Below are 22,874 nucleotides of genomic sequence, written 5' to 3'. Positions count from 1 at the left end.
GCCCGTGAGACCCGAGGAGAAGACGATGTCCGAGAGCCGCCCGCCGTTTCCGCCCTTCACCGCCGAGACCGCGACCGAGAAGGCCCGCAAGGCCGAGGATGCCTGGAATCGGCAGGATCCGCTCGCCGTCTCGCTCGCCTATACCGAGAACAGCCGCTGGCGCAACCGGTCGGAGTTCTTCACCGGCCGGCCGGCGATCGTCGCCTTCCTCACCCGCAAATGGCAGCGCGAGCTGGACTATCGGCTGATCAAGCAGCTCTGGGCCTTCCACGACAACCGCATCGCCGTGCGCTTCGCCTACGAGTACCGCACGGCCGAGGGCGACTGGTTCCGCGCCTACGGCAACGAGAACTGGGAGTTCGATGCCAACGGCCTGATGCAGCGCCGCGAGGCCTCGATCAACGACCAGGCGATCGCGGAGACCGACCGCCGCTTCACGTGGGAGAAGGGTCCGCGACCCGCTGACTTTCCGGGGCTCGCCGAGCTCGGCCTCTAGCGCCGCGGCGTCAGGCAGACGGCACTCCGCACCGGCCGACCATCGCCCCGTGTGATCGCGCTTGCGGGCCGTGGGAAGGCCATTGCAAGCGCTTCGGAGTCCGGCGTCGAAGGACCCGCGGACAATTCGGCGGTAGATCCGCATCTGATGGTGGCTTGGTCCCTCCGCCAAAACGTCAGTCAGGCCGCCGAAAGTGGGATACTAGGCTATCCCGATCCCTCCGGCTGTGCTTTCGTCCGCCCGCGGTGTCGCGGGCGACAGCGCAGCGAACAGCAGGCGCGCCGTGAACAGCAATTCCCTTCTCGCCGGCATCGTCCTGACCGTCATCGCCGGCATGGTCTTCTCGCTCATGGACGCCACCGGCAAGACGCTGACGGGGCTGCTCCCAGTTCTCCAGGTGGTCTGGGGTCGCTATGCCGTGCAGACCGTACTGGTCTCCTCCTACCTCGCCAGCACCTCCGGCACCCGTTTCCTCCACGCGCGGCGTCCGGTGCTGCAATGCGTGCGCGGGGCGACGCTGCTCGGCGCGACTCTCCTGATGTATTTCGCGCTGGCGAAAGTGCCGCTGGCGGACGCGACGGCGGTGATGTTCTTCTCGCCGATCCTCGTCACCGTCTTCTCGGTGATCTTCCTGAAGGAGACGATCGGCCTGCACCGGATCGGCGCGGTCCTTGCCGGCTTCGTCGGGGTGATCCTGATCGTCCGGCCGGGCTCGGCAGGCTTCGATCCCTACCTCCTCCTGCCGCTCTGCTCCTCGGTGCTCAACGCCGCCTATCTCATGCTGACGCGCCAGCTCGCCGGCAGCGAGGATGCGGCAGCGACCGCCTTCCACACCACCGCCACCGGCGCGGTAATCCTCTCCGTCCTCGTGATCCCGTTCTGGCAGACGCCGTCCTTACCAGTGGCAGGCCTGATGCTCCTGATCGGCACGATTGGCGCCGTCGGCCACACCCTCCTCATCAACGCCTTCCGCCACGCTCCGGCCTCGCTGCTCTCGCCCTTCCTCTACAGCCAGATGCTCTTCGCCACCGCCATCAGCCTGTTCTGGTTTGGCGACGGCCTGCACGAGACGACGCTTCTCGGCATGGCCGTGCTGGTGGGGAGCGGGCTGTATATCTGGTGGCGGGAGAACCGGAACGCGCGGGCGTTGAGGGGGGTAAGGGGGTAGGGCGGTAGTTGTGCTTTCTCTGGGCACGGCCTCTCAGCTTCGTCATCCCGGACTTGATCCGGGATCCATTCCTCTCCGCGTCCGGCGCAGTCCGCGTCAGAACGGGAATGTCCACCCTGACCGCACTCGTTTATGCGGTTTGGAATGGATCCCAGCGAACCGTTGGTTTCGCAGAGATCAAGTCCGGGATGACGAAGTTTTGGACGTGGCGCTAGGTCTCAAGCAGCGCCGCCTACTCCTTCACCGCGCCCGTCATCGACGACACGTAATAGTCCACGAAGAACGAGTACAGGATCACCACCGGCAGCGAGCCGAGCAGCGCGCCGGCCATCAGCGAGCCCCATTCGTAGACGTCGCCGCGGACGAGTTCCGTCAGCACGCCGACCGGCAGCGTCTTGTTCTCAGAGGACTGGATGAAGGTCAGCGCGTAGATGAACTCGTTCCAGGCCAGCGTGAAGGCGAAGATGCCGGCGGAGATGAGGCCGGGCACCGCCAAGGGGAGCACGACGCGGGTGAGGATCTGCCAGCGGGTGGCGCCGTCGACGAGGGCGCTTTCCTCGAGCTCGAAGGGGATCGAGCGGAAATAGCCCATCAAGAGCCAGGTGCAGAACGGGATGAGGAAGGTCGGGTAGGTCAGGATCAGCGCCAACTTCGAGTCGAAGATGCCGACCTGGAAGACGATGAAGGCGAGCGGAATGAAGAGGATCGAGGGCGGGATGAGGTAGGCGAGGAAGATCAGCAGGCCGCTGACCCGCGCGCCGGTGAAGCGCACCCGCTCGATCGCATATGCGGCGAAGACCGAGGCGGCGAGCGAGATAATGGTCGAGCAGATGGCGACCAGCGTCGTGTTCCACAGCCAGCCGGGATAGGAGGTCTCGAACAGCAGGTACTTAATGTGCTCGAGCGTCGGCCCGACCACCCAGAACGGGCTGTAGACGGAGTAGTTGGTCAGCTGGTCGTTCGGCTTCACCGCGGTGATCGCCATCCAGTAGAACGGGAACAGCAGCACGAAGCAGAACACCAGCAGCGGCAGGTAGACCGTCACCAGTTTGCGCGGCAGCGAGTTGAACTGGGACATGCCGACGACGTCGTCGGTGAGGGTGCCGGTCGGCTCGGGATGGGTCTTGCTCATGGCTTTGTCCTCGAAGATGGCGTGGCGCGGGCGGCGGGAGCGGGGCGCATCAGTCGCCGCCCCCTTGCTGCCATTTGCGCCGCTGCAGGCCGAAGAAGCTGAACAGGATGGCGGCGAGCAGGAACGGCACCATCGACACCGCGATCGCCGCGCCCTCGCCGAGCTGCCCGCCGGAAATGCCGCGCTGGAAGGACAGCGTCGCCATCAAGTGCGTGGCGTTCACCGGGCCGCCCTTGGTGAGGACGTAGATCAGCTGGAAGTCGGTGAAGGTGAACAGCACGGAGAACGTCATCACCACCGCGATGATCGGCGTCAGCAGCGGCAGCGTGATGCGGCGGAAGCGCTGCCAGGAGGTCGCGCCGTCAAGCGCTGCCGCCTCGTGCAGCGAGACCGGAATGGTCTGCAGGCCCGCCAGCAGCGAGATCGCGACGAAGGGAATGCCGCGCCAGACATTCGCGGCCATGACGGAGATGCGCGCATTGGTCGGGTCACCGAGGAAGTTGATCGGCGAGGAGATTATCCCCCACTTCATCAGGACGTAGGAGATGATCGAGAACTGCGCGTCGAAGATCCACCAGAAGGCCAGTGCCGAGAGCACCGTCGGCACCACCCAGGGCAGGAGAATGATGGCGCGGAAGAAGGATTTCAGCGGCAGGTTCTCGTTGAGCAGCAGCGCCAGCCAGAGGCCGAGCGCGAACTTCAGCACCGAGGCGACGGCGGTGTAGGTGACGGTGTTGAACACCGAGATCCAGAACACCCGGTCGCGCATCAGGAATTCGTAGTTCTCGAGCCCGATGAAGATGCCGGGCCGGCCGATCTTCGCGTCGGTGAAGCCGAGCCAGACGCCGAGGCCGAGCGGATAGGTGAGGAAGGCGATGAGGAACAGCGCCGCCGGCAGCATGAACAGGAAGCCGAGCCCGTTGCGGCTCTGCGACAGCCGCTCGAAGGCGGATTTTCGCGACGGCGCGGCGTGCGGTCTGGTGGTGGTAGTCGACATCGGTGTTCCTCGAAAGGGGGAGGGGACGCCCGCCGTGTGCGGACGCCGATGTTCGGGGGAGAGGTGGCCTTTTGGTGCGCTGGCGGCAGTTCGCCCCCCTCTGGGCTGCCGCCCATCTCCCCCTCAGGTGGGGAGATCGATAGTCGCCGACGCCGCACTCGCTGATCTCCCCCCTTGAGGGGGAGATGCCCGGCAGGGCAGAGGGGGGTGAGCCCCTCAAGCCTTAGCGGTAGTAGCGGCTCGCCCGATTCTCGGCGTTGGCGATCGCATCCTCCGGCGAGGACTGGCCGGTGACGGCTTCCGCGAACATGTCGACCAGCACGTAGTCGGCCATGGTACCAGCCGAGGCAGCGCCGAGCGGACCGGCATAGCCGTTCGGCCGGAGCGTCGAGGAGGCCCGGGCATAGGCCGCGTGGATCGGGTTCGAGGTCCAGACCGGATTGTTCTCGAGGCCCTTCAGCGGCTGGCAGCAATAGGCGCTGGCGCCGGTGATCCAGGCGTTGAGGTTGGCGGTGTCGTACATGTGGGCGAGATAGGCCTTAGCCGCCTCGGGGTACTTCGTGTGCGCGAAGATCGACAGCGTCGAGGTCTGGTGCAGCTCGACGCTCTCGCCGACCGGACCGATCGGCAGGTTGGTGGAGCGCATGTCGTCCATGATCTCCTTCATCGCCGGGTCCTTCTTGGCGGCGTAGTAGACCGAGACGCCGTTGGCGGTCAGCGAGACCTGGCCGGCGAGGAAGGCGCGGTTGTTGTTGACGTCCTGCCAGCTCTCGGTGCCCGGAATGAAGGTCTTGTAGAGCTCCATCGCGTACTTCACCGCGGCGAGCGTCTCCGGGCTGTTGATCGTGACCTTACCGGCCTCGTCGACCATCTTGCCGCCATGGCTCCAGAGCAGCCAATGGGCGTAGTTGTTGCCGTCGCCGACCGCCTTGCCGTGCGGGAAGCCGGCGGGCGTGCCCTTCGCCTGCAGCGCCTTGCAGAGCTCGAGGAAGCCGGCGGTGTCCTTAGGGAACTCCGAGAAGCCAGCGGCCTTCATGTGGCTGTCGCGGTACACCACGGCATTGCCGATGGCGCAGAGCGGCATGGCGATGAACTTGCCGTCGCGCTTGGCGTAGGATTCGATGCCCGAATACCAGCCGCCATTGGCCGCGCCCACGGCCTCGCCGAGCTCGGTGACATCGAGCAGCTTGTCCGGGTACTGCTGCGGGTCGTCGAACCAGCTCATCACCATGTCCGGGCCGGAGCCGACATTGGCGGCGACAGCAGCCTTCGGACGCACGTCCTCCCAGCTCTCCTTGTCGATGCGGACCTCGACGCCGGTCTTCTCGGTGAACTTCTTGGTGTTCTCGATCCAGGCGGCTTCTTCCGCCGGCACGAAGGGTGCCCAGCGCAGGAGGCGCAGCGAGGCGCCTTCCTCGGGCTTGTAGGCCGGCATCGCGCCTTGCGCGAAGGCCCGGCCGACGCCGAAGCGTCCGCCGAGCGCCGTGCCGGCGACGAGGCCGGCCGAGGCGACGAGAAGTTTTCTGCGGTCGATCATGCTGTTTCCTCCACGGGTCGGGAGTTTGGTGGATGCGCGGTCGGCCCTCCCGGGATGCCGCCGCGCTTATGCTGGGCCGAAGCGTTTCTTCCTTTAGGGGAGGAGCGCTTCGAAGCTTTGATCCTGCGCACCGGCCGCGCCGAAAATCGATCGCGACTTTCGGCCGATGCGCGTCGTCGTACCGTCAGACCGACAGGCGCTGGCCGGTCGCGGCGTCGAAGAGATGCACCGCCTTCGGGTCGATCGAGACCGGGATGAACTCGCCCGGCCGCACCGTCACGCGGTCGCGGAAGACGCAGGTGACGTCGGTATGGCCGATCTTGCCGAGCACCTGGCTTTCCGAGCCGGTCGGCTCGATGACCACCACCTGCAGCTTGATGTCGCCGCCGAGCGTGATCGCCTCTGGCCGTGCTCCATAGACCAGCGCGCGACCGAGCGCCTCCGGCCGGGAGCCGGAGACCGGCAGCACGGTGCCGTCCTCGGTGACGAACTTCGTCGGGTCGTTCACGTCGAGCCGGCCGTTTAGCATGTTCATCGCGGGCGAGCCGATGAAGCCGGCGACGAAGAGGTTGTTTGGCCTGTCGTAGAGTTCCAGCGGCGCGCCGATCTGCTCGACGCGGCCGTCCTGCATGACGACGATCTTGTCGGCCATGGTCATCGCCTCGATCTGGTCGTGCGTGACGTAGACGGTGGTGGTGGTCAGGCGCTGGTGGAGGTTCTTGATCTCGGTGCGCATGGAGACGCGGAGCTTCGCGTCGAGGTTCGACAGCGGCTCGTCGAACAGGAAGACCTGCGGGTCGCGCACGATCGCCCGGCCCATCGCCACGCGCTGGCGCTGGCCGCCGGAGAGCTGGCGCGGATAGCGGTCGAGATAGGCGGAGAGGCCGAGGATCTCGGCCGCCGGCTTCACCCGCGTCTCGATCTCCGACTTCGGCGCGTTCTTCAGGGTCAGCGAGAAGGCCATGTTCTCGGCGACGGTCATGTGCGGGTAGAGCGCGTAGTTCTGGAACACCATGGCGATGTCCCGGTCCTTCGGCGGGAGATCGTTGACCACGCGGTCGCCGATGAAGATCTCGCCGGCTGAGACGTGCTCGAGGCCCGCCAGCATGCGCAAGAGCGTCGACTTCCCGCAGCCGGACGGGCCGACGAGGATCACGAACTCGCCGTCCTCGATGCGCACGTTGACGCCGCGGATGACGGGGTGTGCCCCGAAGGATTTCTTGACGTCGACGATATCGACCGAAGCCATGCGCATTTTCCTCCCAAATCTCAGATGGCGCGGGCTTTCAGCCTCTTGTCGCCGGTACGTCCGGCGGAGCCGGCCTAGAATATTCTAACTAGGTCAGCCGCGGCCGACATAGGGCATCTTGGTCGCCATGATCGTCATGGTGAGAACGTTGACGTCGAGCGGCAGCCCGGCCATCTGGACCACCGCGTCGGCAACATGCCGCGGGTCCATCGTCGCCTCGGCGGCGGTGGTGCCGTTCGCCTGCAGCGCACCGGACTGGATCGTCGTCGTCATCGCGCTTGCGGCATTGCCGATGTCGATCTGGCCGCAGGCGATGTCGAAGGGCCGCCCGTCGAGCGCCGTCGCCTTGGTCAGGCCGGAGATCGCGTGCTTGGTCGCGGTGTAGGGCGCCGAGTTCGGCCGCGGCGTCGTTGCCGAGATCGAGCCGTTGTTGATGATCCGCCCGCCGCGCGGGCTCTGCGCCTTGAACAGCCTGAAGGCCTCCTGCGTGCACAGGAACGCGCCGGTGAGGTTGGCCGCGACGATCGCGTTCCACTGCTCGAACGAGACGTCTTCCAGTGCGATCGGCGGCACGTTCGTGCCGGCATTGTTGACGAGAAGGTCGAGCCGGCCGAAGCGGCTCTTGATCTCGGCGAACAGGCCGGTGACGGAGGCGGGATCGCCGATATCGGCCGCCACCGCGACAATCCGGCCGTCATCGCCGGAGAGCTCGGTAACGGCAGCATCCAGCACGTCGCGTCGGCGGCCGGTGATCACCAACGTCCAGCCGGCTTCCATCAGCGCCTTGGTCATCGCCTTGCCGACGCCGGTGCCACCGCCGGTGACGAGGCCAATTCGGGATGAGGAGGGGGCTTGGCTAATGCGGGTCTCGCTCATGGCATCAGCTCGAGGGCGTCGCGGAAGAAGTCCACGCCGCCGAAATTGCCGGATTTCAGGGCCAGCCGCATGTCGGGGCCGGCAATGCTCTTCAGCACCGGAACGCCCGGCGCGATCTCGGGGCCGAGCTCGAAGGCGGTGAGGCCGAGCCGGTCGACCACCGCGCCCGAGGTCTCGCCCCCCGCGACGACGAGCCGGTGCACGCCGGCGGCGACGAGGCCGGCGGCGATTTCGGCGAAGGCCTCTTCGATCGCCCGCCCGACTGCCATGCCGCCATGGCTCTTCTGCAGCGAGGTGACGGCCTCGGGCGCCGCCGTTGAGGCGATCAGCACCGGGCCGTCGGAAAGCCTCGCCTCGGCCCAGGCGAGCGCCTCGGCCACCGCTTCGGGGCCGGCCAGCACCGCCTCGGTGTCGAGCCGCAGCACCGGCATGATCGCGTCCGCCGCCGCCACCTGGCGCAGCGTCTGGGCCGAGCAGCTGCCGGAAAGGCAGGCGGAGAAGCCGCCGAGCGCCGCGAAGGGTTTTGCGCCGGCCCGCTCGCCTTCGGGCGCCAGCGCCCGGGCAAGGCCGAGGCCGAGGCCGGAGGCGCCGACCGAAAGCTTCTGGCCGAGCGCTGCCCGGCCGATGGTCTCGAGATCCGCCTCGAACACGGCATCAACGATCGCCGCACCCTCGCCGCGCGCCGATGCAGCCGCCAGCGCTGCCGTCACCGCATCGGGACCCTCGGTCACGGTTGCGAGGCCGACGAGGCCGACCGCGGCGGTGGATTGGCGCGCCAATACCCGACGCAGGTCGCTGTCGCGCATCGGGTTCAGCGGATGGTCCTTCATCGGGCTTTCGGCCAGCGGGATACCCAGCACGAAGAGGTTGCCGGCATAGACCGTGCGGCCGGTCTCCGGAAAAGCGGGGGTGACCAGCACCGCCGCGTCTCCCGTCCGCGCGCGCAGCGCGTCCATCACCTGGCCGATATTGCCGGCATCGGTGGAATCGAAGGTCGAGCAAACTTTGAAGAGCACATGCTCTGCGCCTTGCGCCGCGATCCAGTCCTGCGCCGCCAGCGACAGCGCGACCGCCTCGGCGGCGGGGATCGACCGGCTTTTCAGCGACACCACCACGGCGTCGACGTCCGGCAGCACGGGGCCGGTTGCCGGCACGCCGATTGTCTGCACCGTGCGCAGCCCGTTCTTCGCCAGCGTATTGGCAAGGTCGGAGGCGCCGGTATAGTCGTCGGCGATGGCGCCGAGGCGGAGCGTCATGCCGTCGCCCCGCTGGCTTGCCGGGCGATGTCCAGCCAGCCGAGGCCGTCGAGCGTCGCACCCGCGGGGCGGTATTCGCAGCCGACGAAGCCGGTATAGCCGAGCCGGTCGAGCTCGGCGAAGACAGCGAGATCGTTCAGTTCGCCGGTCATCGGCTCGTGCCGCGCCGGAACGCTCGCGACCTGCACATGGCCGATGATCGGCATCAGGTCCCGCAAGGCCACGGTGATGTCGCCGTGCAGAATCTGGCAGTGGTAGATGTCGAACTGCAGCTTCAGGTTCGGCAGCCCGAGCCCGCGGATCAGTGCCGCGGCAGCACCGAAATCGTTGAGGAAATAGCCCGGCATGTCGCGGCCGTTGATCGGCTCGAGCACGAGGTCCAGCCCCGCCTCGCCGAGCCGCCCGGCGGTCCAGGCCACGGCATCGCGATACGCTTCGGCGGCCTCGGAATCCCGGGGATCGCCGAGGCCGGCCATCAGGTGCAGGCGCTTCACCCCGGTCGCCTCGGCATAGGCGAGCGCCGCCTCGACGCCCTCGCGCAGCTCGCCGGCGCGCTCCGGCAGGCAGGCGATCCCGCGTTCGCCAGAAGCCCAATGGCCCGGCGGCAGGTTGAACAGCGCCTGCGTCAGGCCGTTGTCGGCGAGCTGGCGCCCGATCTCCTCGGCCGGGTGGTCGTAGGGAAACAGGAACTCGACGGCGTCGAAGCCCGCATCCGCCGCCGCCGCGAAACGGTCGAGGAACGGCACCTCGTTGAACATCATGGTGAGATTGGCGGCAAAGCGCGGCATCAGGCGGGCTTTCCGGGTTCAGCGGCGGCGGAAGACCACCCCTGCGAAATACCGTTCCCCTCTGAAGCGCCGGGCAGATCGACGCCGGCAAGCGCCGCATAGACACGCGCGACCGACGCATCGTCCTCGCGTCCCATGCCGGAGCCGGAAGCGGCAAGGAACATCTGAAGCGCGGCGGCCGAGAGCGGCACGGGGAAGCGTGCGGTCCGCGCCATGTCCTGGACGATGCCGAGATCCTTGACGAAGATGTCGACCGCGCTCTTCGGCCGGTAGTCGCCGTCGAGGACGTGCGGGATGCGGTCGGCGAACATCCAGGAATTGCCGGCCGAGGCGGTGATGACCTCGTAGACCTTGCCGAGATCGAGGCCTTGCTTGGCGGCGAAAGCGATCGCCTCGCAGGCGGCGGCGATGTGCACGCCGGCGAGCAGCTGGTTGATCATCTTGAACGCGGCCCCGGCGCCCGCGGCATCACCGAGCTCGTAGACCTTGGCAGCTACGGCATCGAGGCCGGGCCGGGCCTTGTCGAAGGCGGCAGTGGAGCCCGAGGCCATCATCGTCAGCTCGCCCTTGGCCGCGCGCACCGGCCCACCCGACATCGGGGCATCGAGGTAGAGCCGGCCGGTCGCCTCGAGCTTCGCGGCAAGACGGCGGGCGATGTCGGGATCCATGGTGGCGGAGGAGACGAAGACCGCGCCCGCATCCATCGCGTCGGCGATCCCGCTTTCGCCGAACAGCAGCGTCTCGGTCTGGGCGGCGTTGACGACGACGCTGAACACGACATCCGCCCCGCGCACGGCTGCCATGGCGCTGGCGGCGGCGGTCCCGCCGGCAGCGGCGAAGGCGTCAAGGGCGGCAGGGGTGACGTCGAAGCCGGCGACCTGGTGGCCGGCGCGCAGCAGCGAGCTGGCCATGCCAATGCCCATCGAGCCCAGCCCGATGACGGCAAAGCGTCTGCTGTGAACGGAAGGGTCCGTCGCCATGTTTCCTCCCCGCGGGGGGAAAAATCCTCCCGCTCCCGATGGCCGTGATGGCTCTTGCGGGTTCTGCCTTTTGCAAGCTTGCCTGACGCTAGCTGACCTTGGCAGCGCTGCCAACCCAAAACTGGCAGCGCTGCCAAAAATCCGAGACGCCGCATCGAAACTGTGCAAGATCGGGCCGGGCATGCTCGCCCGGCAGGCGAACCTGCCGGCAAACCTGAACAGGCAGCACCGTGCAGTCAGAAGAGATGCGGAATCGCAAGGCACGCGGCGGGGCGTCGGTGACCATCAGCGAGGTAGCGCGGCTCGCCGGCGTCAGCGAGAGCACGGTGTCGCGGGTGCTGCGCGAGCAAGGCGCCTCCTCGCAAAAGGTGCGGGCGCGGGTGCGCGAGGCGGTGGAGACGCTCGGCTACGTCCCGAACCGGCTGGCCGGCACGCTCGCCTCGGCCGGCTCGACGCTCGTCGGCGTCGTCATCGCCTCGCTCGGCAATGTGGTGTTCCCCGATCTCCTGCGCGGCATCAGCCGGGTGCTCGACACCGCCGGCTACCAGCCGGTGATCGGCGTCACCGACTACGACATCGACCGTGAGGAAAAGCTTGTCGCCGCCATGCTCGCCTGGCGGCCGGCCGCGCTTGTCGTCACCGGCCTCGACCACACGCCGCGAACATCCGCCATGCTGCGCGGCGCGGGCGTCCGGATTGCCGAGGTGCTGGACGTCGACGGCGAGGGCATCGACATCGTGGTCGGCTATTCCAACCGGGCCGCCGGCGAGGCGAGCGCGGCGCTGCTGCTGCGCCGCGGCCACCGCCGCATCGGCTATGTCGGCCACGACCTGTCGCACGACCACCGCGCGGAGAAGCGCCGAGACAGTTTCCTGGCCACGTTGGCGAGGGAGGGCGTCCCGCTGGTCGCGGAGACGATCATGCGCACGCCCTCCTCGATCGAATCCGGCCGCGATGGCCTCGCGCTGCTGCTTGGCCAGACCCCGGATCTCGACGCGGTCTATTTCTCCAACGACGACATGGCGCTGGGCGGGCTGTTCCACTGCCTGTCGCACGGCATCGCCATTCCGGGCGACCTTGCCGTCATGGGCTACAACGGACTGGACATCACCCGCCTCGCACCACAGCCGCTGACGACGATCCTGACGCCGCGCACCCGCGTCGGCGAGGTCGCGGCCGAGCTGCTGTTTGCCGGCGGACCGGCCGAGACGGTCGATCTCGGCTTCGAACTGATCGAGGGCGCCACCGTATGAAAGGGATGAGATGACCGACGAAGCGCAGCTGCGGGACGAGATCGTGCGCACCGGGGCGCTGCTCTACGAACGCCGGCTGGCGCATGGCAGCGCCGGCAATCTCTCGGTGCGGCTGGCGGACGGATCGATCCTCGTCACCCCCACCAACTCCTCGCTCGGCCGGCTCGACGCGAGCCGCATCTCGAAGGTCTCGCCGGACGGCACGCTGTTGGCCGGCGACCCGCCGTCGAAGGAGGCCTTCTTCCACCTTGCGGTCTACGCCGTACGGCCGACGGCGCAGGCGATCGTGCATCTCCACTCCACCGCTTCGGTCGCCGTCTCCTGCCTCTGCCACGCCGATCCCTCGAACGTCCTGCCGCCGCTCACCGCCTATCACGTGATGAAGGTCGGCAAGCTGCCGCTGGTACCGTATTTCCGGCCGGGCGACCGGGCGCTGGCGTCAGCGGTCGAGACCGCCGCCCGCGACCACCACGCGATGCTGCTGGCCAATCACGGCCCGATCGTCGCGGGAAAATCGCTGGAAGACGCGGTGCTGATCATGGAGGAACTGGAGGAGACAGCGAAGATCTTCTTCCTCCTCGGCGACCGCAAGACTTCGCCGCTGACCTGCGAGGCCGTCGAGGACCTGGCAAGGGCCTTCCCGAGCTAGACAGCGGCCGCCGACGGGCCGCGGGGGTGGCGCCGGAACAGCTGTCCGTCAGCCGCGTGTGCCGCAGGCGCGCTCCGGCGCTTGCCCGGCGCTTTCGCCGCCCTTGACGCCGAAACCGTCGAGCATGACGGCGGTGAAGGTCGCGTTGGCGGGGCGGGCGAAGAAATAGCCCTGGCCGAGCGGGCAGCCGAGCCCGCGCAGATGCTCGGCCTCGGCCAGACCCTCGATGCCCTCCGCGATGACGTCGAGCCGCAGCTTGCGGGCGAGGTCGATCAGCGCCTCGACGATCGGTCCGCTTGCCTGGTCCGTCAGCATGCCGTGGACGAAGGACTTGTCGATCTTGATGACGTCGACCGGCAGGCTGCGCAGATGCGTCAGCGAGGCGTAGCCGGTGCCGAAATCGTCGAGCGCGACGCGCAGGCCGTCGCGGCGGAGATCGTCGACGGTCTGCACCACGGCGGCGTGCTTGTCGTCGAGGAAGATCGTCTCGGTCACCTCCAGCAGCACCTTGCCCAGCGGCACGTCGTGCTGGCCGAAGGCGTCCATCAGCCGGTTCCGCAGGTCACCGACCTGAAAATCGGTGGCGGCGATGTTGATGCCGACATGGTCGATGGTCAGCCCGGCATCGAACCAGCGCCGGATGTCGGCCGCCACCTGCGGCAGCATGGCGCTGGTGAGGTCGTGGCCGATGCGCGGGTCGGCCAGCGCTTCATGGAAGTCGACGGCCGATACCACCGTGCCATCCCGCCCGATCATCCTTGCGAGGGCCTCGACCCCGGTGAGCCGGCAGGTGTCGAGCCGCACGATCGGCTGGTAGAACGGCACGATCCGCCCCTCGGCCAGCGCCTCGTCCACCTTCCGCATGGTGGCGGTGCGGCGAACGATCGCCGCCCGCATGTCGTCGCGGAACTCGGCATAGCCGCCGCGGCCCCGCCGCTTACTCTCGTAGAGCGCAAGGTCCGCCTTCTGACGCAGCGTTTCCGGCGTGTCGCTGACGCTGGCGCTGGCGCCGCCGATCGACACCTGAGGCGTGATCATCTGGTCCTCGAACCTCAGCTTCTCCTGCATCGCGGCGTGGATCGCCTGGCTGGTGGCCTCCAGCCGGCGCGGTGATACCGGTCGTTCGAACATAACCTTGAACTCGTCGCCGCCGATCCGTGCCACTAGGCAGTCCTCGTCGACCGCGCCGGTGATCCGGGTCGCCACGGTCCGCAACAGCACGTCGCCGGCATCATGGCCCAGCGTGTCGTTGACCTCCTTCAACCGGTCGACATCGATCATCAGCATGCCGATCGCCTCGCCGCTTTCGATCGCGGCGGCCGATACCGCATCGCGCCGGCTGAAGATCCGGGTCAGGTTGAGCGCGGCATAGGCACGGTTGGCAAGGCCGGTCAGGGCATCATGGTGCGCGGTGTGCCAGAGCGCCTGTTCGGAGGCGTGCTGTTGTGAAATATCCTGGAGAATGCCGAACAGGTGGACGGGCACGCCGTCGACGCCATCGACGTCGCCGGCAATCCGCACCCATTTATGCGCCCCTGCCGCGGTGGCGATCTCGATCTCCTGGTTGAAGCTGCCGCCTTGCCGGATCGCCCGTTCGACCAGCGCGCTGAACAAGGCCCGGCTCGTTTCAGGAAAGATCGACAGTGCCCGGGCCCGCGTCATCGGCGTGCCGACCGGGATTTCGCAGATCCGGTAGAGTTCATCCGACCAGGTCACAGCTTCGGAGGCGAGGTCGAAGGCCCATCCGCCGACATGGGCAAGTTCCTCGCTGCGTTCGAACTGGCGGCTGCTCGCCAGAAGTTTTAGGCGCTCGGCTTCGGAGAAGCGGCGCTGGCTCTCGGCGTCGGAGGAGCCTCGCAGGATTTCGTGGGCAGCCCGGTCGTCCTCGATCAAAGCCAGCGCCACGACCGCCAGTTCGCGCAGCATGTCGACGTCTTCGGGCGACAGCTGCCGCGGTTCGGGGTCGAGCAGGCAGAGCGTGCCCAGCGCAAGGCCGGCTCCGGAGGTCAGCGGCACGCCGGCATAGAAGCGGATGCCAAGCGCGCCGGCGACGAGGCTCGACCGGTCGAAGCGAGGATCGTTTTGCGCATCCTCGACCAGCATCACCCCGTCCTGCCGGATCGCTTCGGTGCAGAAAGCCTGGCCCAGCGGGAAGCTTCCGGCGGAGATGCCACTGACGGCGGCGAAGCGAACCTCGTGCTTTTCGACCAGCGTCACCCCGCAGATGGCCACGCCGAAACGGAGGCGCGTCGTATCGACAAAGGCCTGAAGTGCCCGTGTCGGCGCCTTTGAAGGACCGGTGGCTCCCTGCGCCTCGGCCAGCGGGTCCATATCGTCTTGGAATTGGGATGACACGGACGTTGCCTCGCCGATCGGAGATCCGCCCATAATATAGCTGGCTACCGAATAAGGAAATGTGAAATGTGGGGGAGTTGCATCCTCAGCTTGAAATGTCTCGACCCAAACCCGCCGCAAGGGAAGGTGGGCTTTGGCGAGGTCCTACTTGTCTGGAGCCTTCGGCGAGCGTCCCAACTGACGACGGTCGATAAAAGCTCTAAACTATAAGTCAGGGTGACCTTGTGCGCCCATCGAGACGCACAAGGTTTTCCGCACGTGGTCTAGAGACGCTGCTGGGCAACCAAAATGGCTTCCAGACAAGACTCCGCGGCAACTTGCAAAGCACGAGCGTCCATCAGGCGGGCGCGGGCTATTAAAACCATCTAGTAGGTCGCCCGTCCGCCGGAAATGTCGAAGACAGCGCCGGTGGTGAAGGAGCACTCTTCGCTCGCAAGCCAGCAGACGAGGCTCGTGACCTCGTCGACCGTGCCGAAACGCCCGATCGGGATCTTCGACAGCATGAAGGCGATGTGTGCCTCGCTCATCTGGTCGAAGATCGCGGTCTTCACCGCCGCCGGCGTGACGGCGTTGACGGTGACACCGGATGCGGCGAGCTCCTTGCCGAGCGACTTGGTGAGGCCGATCACCGCCGCCTTCGAGGCGGAATAAGCCGAGGCGTTGGGATTGCCCTCCTTGCCGGCGACCGAGGCGATGTTGACGATCCGCCCGTAGCCCGCGGCCTTCATCACCGCCGCCACCGCCTTATTGCAGTGGAAGAGGCCGTGGACGTTGACGTCGAACACCTGGCGCCACGCGTCGACGGGATAGTCGATGAGCGTGGCGTTCGGCCCGGTGATGCCGGCCGAGGCGACGAGGATGTCGATGCCCCCGAGCTTGTCCGCAGTCTCAGCCGCAGCGTGCTCGACGGCCGGCCAGTCGGCAATGTCAAGGCCGATGGGGATGCCGTCGATCTCGGCCGCGACGGCCTCGGCCCGCGCCGCGTCGCGGTCCCAGATGGCAACGCGCGCGCCCTCGGCGGCCAGACGCCGGGCGACCGTCTCGCCGATGCCGGAGGCCCCGCCGGTGACGACCGCCCGGCGGCCCTCGAAGCGGGCGCTCATTCCGCGGCCGGGGCGTAGACGCTTTCGAACGAGACGACGTCCTGGCGCTGCTCGCCGAGCCTGTCGATGCCGAGCGTCACGACGTCACCGGCCTTAAGGTAGCGCGGCGGCTTCTGGCCCATGCCGACGCCGGGCGGCGTGCCGGTGGTGATGACGTCGCCGGGCTCGAGCGTCAGGAAGCGACTGACATAGGCGACGATGTGGGCGACGGTGAAGATCATCGTGGCGGTGGTGCCGGTCTGCTGGCGCACGCCGTTGACGTCGAGCCACATCGACAGCGACTGCGGATCGCCGACCTCGTCGGAGGTCACCAGCCAGGGCCCGATCGGGCCGAACGTGTCGCAGCCCTTGCCCTTGTCCCAGGTGCCGCCGCGCTCGATTTGGAACTCCCGCTCGGAGACGTCGTGGATCAGGGCATAGCCGGCGACGTGCTTCAGCGCGTCGGCCTCTGCGACGTAGCGGGCGGTGGTGCCGATGACGACGCCGAGCTCGACCTCCCAGTCGGTCTTCACCGAGCCTTGCGGCAGCATGACGTCGTCGTTCGGACCGACGATGCAGCTTGTCGCCTTGGTGAACACCACCGGCTCGCTTGGTACCGGCAGCCCGGATTCGGCGGCATGGTCGGAGAAGTTGAGGCCGATGGCGATGAACTTGCGCACCCGCGCGACCGGGCAGCCGAGACGCGTGCCTGCGGCGACCTCGGGCAAGGTCGCGGGGTCGATCGCCGTCAGCCGGGCCAGGCCCTCGGGCGACAGCGCGGCATCGTCGATATCGGCGATCACCCCCGACAGATCCCGGAGGGTCCCGTCGGCAGCGAGTAGGCCCGGACGTTCAGAGCCGAAAGGCCCGTGGCGCAGCAGTTTCATGCAGTATCTCCCAAACCCCCAAGGGCCCTTTGGGCGCACTCTCCCCGGACCCTAGCGTTTTGAGTGATCGAATTCGCCGGCACGGTCAATGCGTCGGCGGTCAACTTCTGGACTAGTAGCCCAGTTTTTTCGAGAAAGCGCTGGCGGCTTTGGAGACGCGGGTCCAACAGGGGGCGCACGGCCCATGGGCCGCGCCCTCATCGGGCTGATACGGGAGCCCTACATGTTGACCGGGACGGTCAGCGACAACGTCTTGCCGCCGACGCCGTCGGGCGGCGCGGGGATCGGGCTCGCGCGTCGCACCAGAGCGACCGCTTCGTCATCGAACTCGGCATTGCCGGAGGACGAGGCGAGCCTTGCCGACAGCACCCTTCCGCCGCGGTCGATGGTGACAGCGACCCGCGCAACGCCGCGGGTGCGCACCGACACCTGGCGCCGGAATTTGCGGAAATGGCTGACCGCCTGGCGCTGCCAGGACGCCGGGGACACGCGCGGCGCCGCAGCGCTGTTGCTGGCCGCGGGGGCCCGCGAGGCCGGTGCAGCAGCGGCCGCCCGCGGCACGGCGCGCTTTGGCGGCGGCGCGGCGGCCTTGCGCGGCCTTGGCTTTTCCGGTGCCTTCTCCGCCACCACCGGTCGCGGCCGCGGCGGCGTCGGGCGCGCCATCGGGATGGGGGCGTTGAGGACCGCGTCCGCCGTCGTCTCCGCTGCCGGCAACTCCGGCACGACTTCTTCCTCGACCGGTTCCGGTACGGGCGGCGGCGCTGGCTCGGGTGGCGGCTCGACGACAGGCGGTTCCGGCGGGGGCTCAGCGATCGGCGGCTCGACCGGCGGAGGCGGCTTCACCACTGGGGGCTCTGGTTCCGGCGGGGCGGGTTCGGGCGGCGGCGGAGCCACCTTCGGCTCCGGCGGCGGCGGTTCGACGACGGGGGGCGGCGCGACGGGCTCGGGCGGGGCCTCGGCGATCTCGGCTTCCGGCTTCGGCTCGGGCGCCGGCGGCGGCGCCTCGACCTCGGCGACCAAGGGCTCGAGCTCGATCATCACGGCCTCGTTGACCGCGCCCTCTACGCCCTCCGGCTGCGGCATGGCGAGCGCCAGCCAGACGGCGCCGGCATAGGCGCCGGCGACGACAGTGGCGGCAAGACCCCAGCGCCAGAAGCCGTTGCCGGACGCCTCGATGGCGCGCGGGTCTTTGCCTCGGTTCATGGTGCCGTTGGACCGCTGGCGGCGTCCGCGGGCACGGCCGGAGCGCTCTGCAGCGGCGCGCTTGGCGCACTCGGCGTGCCGGCGGCGGCCTGGCCGGTGTCCTCGAGACCGACGAGGCCGATCTTCAGGTAGCCGGCGCCGCGAAGTCCGTTCATCACCTCCATCAGGTCGGCATAGGCGACCTTGCCGTCGGCCCTGAGGTAGATGCGCTGCTCGCGGTCGCCCTCGGTGCGCGCATCGAGCGTCGCCTGCAGCGCTTCGCGCGGCACCGTGTCGTTGCCGACCGACAGCGACAGGTCGTCCTTCACCGTCAGGAACAGCGGCTCCTCCGGCCGGGGCTGCGGCGCGGCGTTGGAGACCGGCAGGTCAACGGGAATGTCGACGGTCGAAAGCGGCGCGGCGACCATGAAGATGATCAGGAGCACCAGCACGACGTCGATGAAGGGGGTGACGTTGATGTCGGAGACTTCGCCGATGTCGTCGTCGCCGCTGTCCTTGAGGCTGATCCCCATGGCGCTACTCCGCCGCGTGCAGGCGGCCGGCGCCGGCCTTGACGTGGCTGTGCGCGCGCCGGTCGAGGTCGCGGCTGAGATGGCGCAACACCTCCGCCGAGGCATCGGCGAGGACGGCCCGGTAGCCGGCGATGGCGCGGGCGAAGACGTTGTAGATGATGACCGCCGGGATCGCCGCGACGAGGCCGATCGCGGTGGCGAGCAGCGCCTCGGCAATGCCCGGCGCCACGACGGCGAGGTTGGTGGTGTTGGCCTTCGAGATGCCGATGAAGGCGTTCATGATGCCCCAGACCGTGCCGAACAGGCCGACGAAGGGCGCCGTCGAGCCGATGGTGGCGAGAAGGCCGGTGCCGCGCTGCATGGCGCGGCCGGCGCGGGCCTCGATCCGGTGGAGGGCGATCTGCGTCCGCTCCTTGATGCCGTCGGCCGAGAGGTCGGGCGAGCGCTCCTCCTCGCGCAATGCGGCGTCGACGAGCGCGGCGACCGGGCCGCGTTTCGGCCATTTGCCGCCTTTGCCGCCGCGCTCGCCGGCGACGACCTCGCCAAGGCTTTCGGCCTGCTCGAGCCGGCGGACCGCGCGCTGCGCCCGGGTGCGGGCGCTGGCGAGTTCGATGCTTTTGGCCAGCCAGATCGTCCAGGTGACCAGCGAGGCGAAGGCGAGGCCGATCATCACCGCCTTCACGACGTAGTCGGCGGCCATGAACATGCCGTAGGGCGTCAGGTCGTGCGGCAACGCCGCCGCCGGCCGCGCCGCTGCCGCTGGGGCGGCCAAGAGCTCGGAAGCCACCGGGGTAGCGCCACCAGTCGGTGCGCCGTCATCGGCCGCGCTGCCGCCGGCCGTGCCAGTTGGTGCGGTCGGCGCCACGGGAGCTGCCGGGGCTTCGGCGGCAGGCGTCGCTGGCGTTGCCGGCGGCGTCGGTGCTGCGGTCGGAGCCTCCGCCTGCGGGGTCGTCGGTGGCTGGGCCGACGGTTCTTGGGCTGCGGCGACGGGCGCCAGCAGCAGAGCAAGGGCCAGGAGCCCGGTTCGCGTGAACAGCGGGGGAAGAGCGTTCATCTCAATCTTTCTCGGCAACGCCGAATGGGCTTTCTCGACAGGGCTGAACGGGCTGGCGGGGTGTTGACCGACGGGACGGCGCAAGGCGGCGCCGCGACCCCCGCGGCCGCATCGGCGAAGCCAGCCGGTGCGGGGTGCCACAGGGCCCGGACCTCTCGGGAGATTGCGTGCTGCACCGTCTGCCCACCTCGTGGTCAATGGGGCCGGGCCTGCCGTCTTTCGGGAGAAGCGGAGGACGCCGGGGATCAGAGCATCGATTCCTGACCCGATCACTCAAGTTTCCATACGCACAATTACAGAAGAATCCAAACCTCAATTCTTCCTTGGAATTATTCCAGTTCACGCCATGGAGGACGAGGATAGCTTGTCTGGAGGGATTCTAATCTGCGTGATGCTTTACCAACACTGTCGTCGCATCGGTCCCGGGCCGCCATGCCGCGACCGGTCGGCCAGCCGTGATACCGCCGCCGTCGCCCAAGACTGTCCGTCCGCTTGCGGTCCCGACGGTGCCGGACGCTTCTCTGCGAAGGGAAAGCCGCCGTCGGCCTCGGCCTCAGGCCGCGCCGACCGCCACATCGCGCGGCGCGGCGGAGGGGAAGGGGCCCATGCGCACTTGGTCTCGGCCGCCCGCCTTGGCGGCGTAGAGGTGATGGTCGGCGGCGACGAACAGGCGGTCATAGCTCGCCGGACCAAGAAACGTCACGCCGCCGACGCTGACCGTCAGCGCGCGCGCGACACCATCAGGCTGGAAGGTTTCGCTGCGGATCGCCAGGCGGATCCGCTCGGCCGCGGCCTCGGCCTGTCGCGCGTCGGTGCCTTGCAGCAGCACCGCGAACTCCTCGCCGCCGATCCGGCCGACGAGGTCGGCTTCGCGCAGTGTGGCGCGGATCGCCCGGGCGATGATCTGCAGCGCCACGTCGCCGCGCTCGTGGCCGAACTCGTCGTTGATCTGCTTGAAATTGTCAGCGTCGATGATCAGCAGCGCCGCGGTCGCGTTCGCCCGGTCGGTGCGTGCGAGAAAGGTCTCGGCGAGCACGGTGAAGGCATGCCGGTTCAGCAGACGCGTCAGACTGTCGGTGCTGGCGACGACAAGGAGTTCGGCATAGGCGATCGCCAGTTGCCGCATCTTGTAGGTCAGGAAAAACAGCAGCGGCCCGGCAAGCGCCGTCGGCAGCGCCACATCGATGAACACGGACCACCGCATTTCTTCGCGCGTCATCCCGTCGAAATTGACTGAATCGACGGCCACAGCAGCGAGCACACAGAAGAGTGTCCCCAGCGTCGTCGCCGCGATGACCCGCGCCCAACCCGTGGCCGACCAGAAAGCCCGCCGCTCGGGCGTTCCGCGCTTCACGCCACGCAGTCCGAGTACCCGGATCCGGGTATTTGAAAACGGGGGCAAAAGGTAAGCGACGACATGAAGGGCCTAGGATTTCGTGCGATCCGCCGCAAGAAACAGCGCAGGTGCGGTTTAACCATTTAGCCAGCCAAAGGTTCATGCACTGTTTATGTCGGCCGGCCTGCCGAAGCCCGCGGGATCGGTTCGAGCTGGGGAGGGCGCGATGCACAGGGCTGCACCCGGCTGCGGACCACCCTCGCCACCACCCCCGCCCTGTGCTAAAGCCCGAGTTCGCATTGCACTGCAGCATCACGGCTTCCGCCCGCCTGCCGTCGCGCTCCGCTTTTCCGACGTCCGGGCCCAATCATGCTGCAGATCAACAATCTCGTCTTCAACGGCTGGGGCCGAAAATTCTTCGACGATGCGAACGTGCTCCTGCCGACCGGCGCAAAGGTCGGGCTGGTCGGCCGCAACGGGGTCGGCAAGTCGACGCTGTTCAAGCTGATCCTCGGCTCGCTGTCGCCCGATGGCGGTGAAATCGCGCTGCCGAAGGCCGCCCGCATTGGCTCGGTCGACCAGGAGCATCCGGCGACGCCGATCACCTTGATCGAGACCATCCTCGAAGCCGATCTCGAACGCGCCAGCCTCACCGCGGCGCTGGAAACCGCCGAGCCGGAGGAGATCGGCGACATCTACATGCGCTTGATCGACATCGACGCCGATGGCGCGCCCGCGCGCGCAGCGGAAATCCTCGGCGGCCTTGGCTTTTCCACCGCCGATCTCGACCGGCCGATGGCGGAATTTTCCGGCGGCTGGCGCATGCGCGTGGCGCTCGCTTCGGCGCTGTTCTCGGCACCCGACATGCTGCTCCTCGACGAGCCCACCAACTATCTCGATCTCGAGGGCGCGCTCTGGCTGGAGGCGCGGCTGAAGAAATATCCGAACACCGCGCTCATCATCAGCCATGACCGCGAGCTCCTGAACAACTCGGTCGACCACATCCTGCATCTCTCGGAAAAGAAGCTCGACCTCTATACCGGCGGCTACGACGACTTCGAGAAGCGCCGGGCGGAGAACCAGCGGCTGGCAAGCTCCGCCAAGGCCAAGCAGGACGCCGAGCGTGCGCATCTGCAAAGCTTCGTCGACCGCTTCAAGGCGACGGCCTCCAAGGCGACGCAGGCGCAGTCGCGCGTCAAGCGCCTCGCCAAGATGCAGCCGGTCGGCCTCACCATCGAGGCGCAAGTGGCGCCCTTCACGCTGCCCTCGCCGAAGCGCCCACTAGCGCCGCCGCTGATGCAGCTCGACGCCGTTGATGTCGGCTATGCCGGCGTGCCCGTGCTGCGCGACCTTAACCTCCGGCTCGACATCAACGACCGCATCGGCCTTCTCGGCGTCAACGGCGCGGGCAAGTCGACGTTCGCCAAGCTTGCCGCCGGGGCGCTGGCGCCGATGGCGGGGCGCATGCAGCGCGACCGGCGCGTCGAGGTCGGCTGGTTCCACCAGCACCAGATCGAGGCGCTGGACCCGAACGACACGCCGATGGACATCATCCGCCGCTCGCTGCCGGACGCCTCCGAGGCGCAGCGCCGCTCGAAGCTCGCGCAGTTCGGCTTTCACTTCGACAAGCAGGAGACGATCGTCGACTCGCTCTCGGGCGGCGAGCGCGCGCGCCTGCTCCTGAACCAGGTGGCGATGTCGGCGCCGCATCTCCTCATCCTCGACGAGCCGACCAACCATCTCGACATCGACTCGCGCCGGGCGCTGCTCGACGCGCTGAACGAATACGAAGGCGCCGTGATCCTCGTCACGCACGATCGCTCGCTGATGGAACTCGTCGCCGACCGGCTGTGGCTTGCCGCCGACGGCCACGTGAAGCCGTTCGACGGCGACATGGACGACTACGCGAAATTCGTCCTCGACCGCACCAACAAGGGCCAGCGCGCCCCGAGCCAGGTGCGCGAGGGCAAGAAGCAGAAGCGCGCGCGGGGGTAAGGCAGACCTTCTCCCCTCCGGGAAGAAGGTCGCGGCAGCGGGATGAGGGGTGGCGCAGCCTATCGAGGG

The 22,874-nt window shown here is 68.0% G+C and carries 20 protein-coding genes; 5 read left to right on the top strand and 15 right to left on the bottom strand.

Going from position 1 to position 22,874, the window contains the following annotated elements; translation table 11 throughout:
* Positions 1 to 25 precede the first annotated feature (25 nt).
* Positions 26 to 496, top strand: coding sequence for a nuclear transport factor 2 family protein (locus ACZLZQ_RS21935; protein ID WP_472951203.1), 471 nt, complete (start codon positions 26 to 28; stop codon positions 494 to 496).
* Positions 497 to 779: 283 nt separating this feature from the next.
* Positions 780 to 1,664, top strand: a complete 885-nt coding sequence (locus tag ACZLZQ_RS21930) for a DMT family transporter (protein ID WP_472951202.1) — start codon at positions 780 to 782, stop codon at positions 1,662 to 1,664.
* A gap of 232 nt (positions 1,665 to 1,896) precedes the next feature.
* Here ACZLZQ_RS21930 and ACZLZQ_RS21925 read toward each other — a convergent pair whose 3' ends face one another.
* From ACZLZQ_RS21925 to ltnD, 8 genes are all read right to left on the bottom strand, one after another.
* Entirely contained in the window at positions 1,897 to 2,796 is a 900-nt protein-coding gene (locus tag ACZLZQ_RS21925) for a carbohydrate ABC transporter permease (protein ID WP_472951201.1), read from the bottom strand.
* A 49-nt stretch (positions 2,797 to 2,845) separates the two neighbouring features.
* Entirely contained in the window at positions 2,846 to 3,793 is a 948-nt protein-coding gene (locus ACZLZQ_RS21920) for a carbohydrate ABC transporter permease (protein ID WP_472935708.1), read from the bottom strand.
* Positions 3,794 to 4,016: 223 nt separating this feature from the next.
* Positions 4,017 to 5,330, bottom strand: a complete 1,314-nt coding sequence (locus ACZLZQ_RS21915; RefSeq protein ID WP_472951200.1) for an ABC transporter substrate-binding protein — start codon at positions 5,328 to 5,330, stop codon at positions 4,017 to 4,019.
* 184 nt (positions 5,331 to 5,514) lie between these two features.
* Complete coding sequence (locus tag ACZLZQ_RS21910) at positions 5,515 to 6,579, bottom strand: ABC transporter ATP-binding protein (RefSeq protein WP_472951199.1); 1,065 nt, start codon at positions 6,577 to 6,579, stop codon at positions 5,515 to 5,517.
* A gap of 93 nt (positions 6,580 to 6,672) precedes the next feature.
* Entirely contained in the window at positions 6,673 to 7,455 is a 783-nt protein-coding gene (locus ACZLZQ_RS21905) for an SDR family oxidoreductase (protein ID WP_472951198.1), read from the bottom strand.
* Positions 7,452 to 8,711, bottom strand: a complete 1,260-nt coding sequence (gene otnK / locus ACZLZQ_RS21900; protein WP_472951197.1) for a 3-oxo-tetronate kinase — start codon at positions 8,709 to 8,711, stop codon at positions 7,452 to 7,454. Before otnK ends, ACZLZQ_RS21905 begins: the two co-directional genes overlap by 4 nt.
* Entirely contained in the window at positions 8,708 to 9,499 is a 792-nt protein-coding gene (gene otnI / locus ACZLZQ_RS21895) for a 2-oxo-tetronate isomerase (RefSeq protein WP_472951196.1), read from the bottom strand. Before otnI ends, otnK begins: the two co-directional genes overlap by 4 nt.
* Complete coding sequence (gene ltnD, locus ACZLZQ_RS21890; protein WP_472951195.1) at positions 9,499 to 10,479, bottom strand: L-threonate dehydrogenase; 981 nt, start codon at positions 10,477 to 10,479, stop codon at positions 9,499 to 9,501. The genes otnI and ltnD overlap by 1 nt, the downstream gene beginning before the upstream one ends.
* Positions 10,480 to 10,724: 245 nt before the next feature.
* On the opposite strand from ltnD, the gene ACZLZQ_RS21885 reads away from it, so the two are divergent.
* Together ACZLZQ_RS21885 and otnC are read left to right on the top strand one after the other, a co-directional pair.
* Positions 10,725 to 11,732, top strand: coding sequence for a LacI family DNA-binding transcriptional regulator (locus ACZLZQ_RS21885; protein WP_472935715.1), 1,008 nt, complete (start codon positions 10,725 to 10,727; stop codon positions 11,730 to 11,732).
* Between the two features lie 10 nt (positions 11,733 to 11,742).
* Entirely contained in the window at positions 11,743 to 12,381 is a 639-nt protein-coding gene (gene otnC, locus ACZLZQ_RS21880) for a 3-oxo-tetronate 4-phosphate decarboxylase (protein ID WP_472951194.1), read from the top strand.
* A 48-nt stretch (positions 12,382 to 12,429) separates the two neighbouring features.
* Here otnC and ACZLZQ_RS21875 read toward each other — a convergent pair whose 3' ends face one another.
* From ACZLZQ_RS21875 to ACZLZQ_RS21845, 7 genes are all read right to left on the bottom strand, one after another.
* Positions 12,430 to 14,736: a putative bifunctional diguanylate cyclase/phosphodiesterase gene (locus tag ACZLZQ_RS21875; protein ID WP_472951193.1), complete on the bottom strand. Its 2,307-nt coding sequence runs from the start codon at positions 14,734 to 14,736 to the stop codon at positions 12,430 to 12,432.
* A gap of 365 nt (positions 14,737 to 15,101) precedes the next feature.
* Positions 15,102 to 15,839 carry an SDR family NAD(P)-dependent oxidoreductase gene (locus tag ACZLZQ_RS21870; RefSeq protein WP_472951192.1) on the bottom strand — a complete coding sequence of 246 codons (738 nt, stop codon included), beginning with the start codon at positions 15,837 to 15,839 and terminating at the stop codon, positions 15,102 to 15,104.
* Complete coding sequence (locus ACZLZQ_RS21865; protein WP_472951191.1) at positions 15,836 to 16,705, bottom strand: fumarylacetoacetate hydrolase family protein; 870 nt, start codon at positions 16,703 to 16,705, stop codon at positions 15,836 to 15,838. The genes ACZLZQ_RS21870 and ACZLZQ_RS21865 overlap by 4 nt, the downstream gene beginning before the upstream one ends.
* A gap of 219 nt (positions 16,706 to 16,924) precedes the next feature.
* A complete protein-coding gene (locus ACZLZQ_RS21860; RefSeq protein WP_472951190.1) occupies positions 16,925 to 17,908 on the bottom strand; it encodes an energy transducer TonB family protein in 984 nt (327 codons plus the stop codon).
* A complete protein-coding gene (exbD, locus tag ACZLZQ_RS21855; protein ID WP_472951189.1) occupies positions 17,905 to 18,420 on the bottom strand; it encodes a TonB system transport protein ExbD in 516 nt (171 codons plus the stop codon). Before exbD ends, ACZLZQ_RS21860 begins: the two co-directional genes overlap by 4 nt.
* A 4-nt stretch (positions 18,421 to 18,424) precedes the next feature.
* On the bottom strand, positions 18,425 to 19,474 hold the full coding sequence (gene exbB, locus ACZLZQ_RS21850) for a tonB-system energizer ExbB (protein ID WP_472951188.1): 1,050 nt from the start codon (positions 19,472 to 19,474) through the stop codon (positions 18,425 to 18,427).
* Between the two features lie 553 nt (positions 19,475 to 20,027).
* On the bottom strand, positions 20,028 to 20,828 hold the full coding sequence (locus tag ACZLZQ_RS21845) for a GGDEF domain-containing protein (RefSeq protein WP_472951187.1): 801 nt from the start codon (positions 20,826 to 20,828) through the stop codon (positions 20,028 to 20,030).
* Between the two features lie 351 nt (positions 20,829 to 21,179).
* Here ACZLZQ_RS21845 and ACZLZQ_RS21840 point away from each other — a divergent pair, with 351 nt between their 5' ends.
* Entirely contained in the window at positions 21,180 to 22,805 is a 1,626-nt protein-coding gene (locus ACZLZQ_RS21840) for an ABC-F family ATP-binding cassette domain-containing protein (RefSeq protein WP_472951186.1), read from the top strand.
* The last annotated feature ends 69 nt before the right edge of the window (positions 22,806 to 22,874 follow it).

Source organism: Mesocryomonas lacus (genome assembly GCF_055730105.2).
The sequence above is the reverse complement of the archived record's forward strand: the minus strand, read 5'-3'. Positions and strand labels throughout refer to the sequence as shown.

Excerpts from the sequence above, each read along its gene's own strand:
- ACZLZQ_RS21935 (WP_472951203.1), top strand. The coding sequence starts at position 26 with ATGTCCGAGAGCCGCCCGCCGTTTCCGCCCTTCACCGCCGAGACCGCG.
- ACZLZQ_RS21925 (WP_472951201.1), bottom strand. The coding sequence starts at position 2,796 with ATGAGCAAGACCCATCCCGAGCCGACCGGCACCCTCACCGACGACGTC.
- ACZLZQ_RS21920 (WP_472935708.1), bottom strand. The coding sequence starts at position 3,793 with ATGTCGACTACCACCACCAGACCGCACGCCGCGCCGTCGCGAAAATCC.
- ACZLZQ_RS21915 (WP_472951200.1), bottom strand. The coding sequence starts at position 5,330 with ATGATCGACCGCAGAAAACTTCTCGTCGCCTCGGCCGGCCTCGTCGCC.
- ACZLZQ_RS21910 (WP_472951199.1), bottom strand. The coding sequence starts at position 6,579 with ATGGCTTCGGTCGATATCGTCGACGTCAAGAAATCCTTCGGGGCACAC.
- ACZLZQ_RS21905 (WP_472951198.1), bottom strand. The coding sequence starts at position 7,455 with ATGAGCGAGACCCGCATTAGCCAAGCCCCCTCCTCATCCCGAATTGGC.
- otnK (WP_472951197.1), bottom strand. The coding sequence starts at position 8,711 with ATGACGCTCCGCCTCGGCGCCATCGCCGACGACTATACCGGCGCCTCC.
- otnI (WP_472951196.1), bottom strand. The coding sequence starts at position 9,499 with ATGCCGCGCTTTGCCGCCAATCTCACCATGATGTTCAACGAGGTGCCG.
- ltnD (WP_472951195.1), bottom strand. The coding sequence starts at position 10,479 with ATGGCGACGGACCCTTCCGTTCACAGCAGACGCTTTGCCGTCATCGGG.
- ACZLZQ_RS21885 (WP_472935715.1), top strand. The coding sequence starts at position 10,725 with ATGCGGAATCGCAAGGCACGCGGCGGGGCGTCGGTGACCATCAGCGAG.
- otnC (WP_472951194.1), top strand. The coding sequence starts at position 11,743 with ATGACCGACGAAGCGCAGCTGCGGGACGAGATCGTGCGCACCGGGGCG.
- ACZLZQ_RS21870 (WP_472951192.1), bottom strand. The coding sequence starts at position 15,839 with ATGAGCGCCCGCTTCGAGGGCCGCCGGGCGGTCGTCACCGGCGGGGCC.
- ACZLZQ_RS21865 (WP_472951191.1), bottom strand. The coding sequence starts at position 16,705 with ATGAAACTGCTGCGCCACGGGCCTTTCGGCTCTGAACGTCCGGGCCTA.
- ACZLZQ_RS21860 (WP_472951190.1), bottom strand. The coding sequence starts at position 17,908 with ATGAACCGAGGCAAAGACCCGCGCGCCATCGAGGCGTCCGGCAACGGC.
- exbD (WP_472951189.1), bottom strand. The coding sequence starts at position 18,420 with ATGGGGATCAGCCTCAAGGACAGCGGCGACGACGACATCGGCGAAGTC.
- exbB (WP_472951188.1), bottom strand. The coding sequence starts at position 19,474 with ATGAACGCTCTTCCCCCGCTGTTCACGCGAACCGGGCTCCTGGCCCTT.
- ACZLZQ_RS21840 (WP_472951186.1), top strand. The coding sequence starts at position 21,180 with ATGCTGCAGATCAACAATCTCGTCTTCAACGGCTGGGGCCGAAAATTC.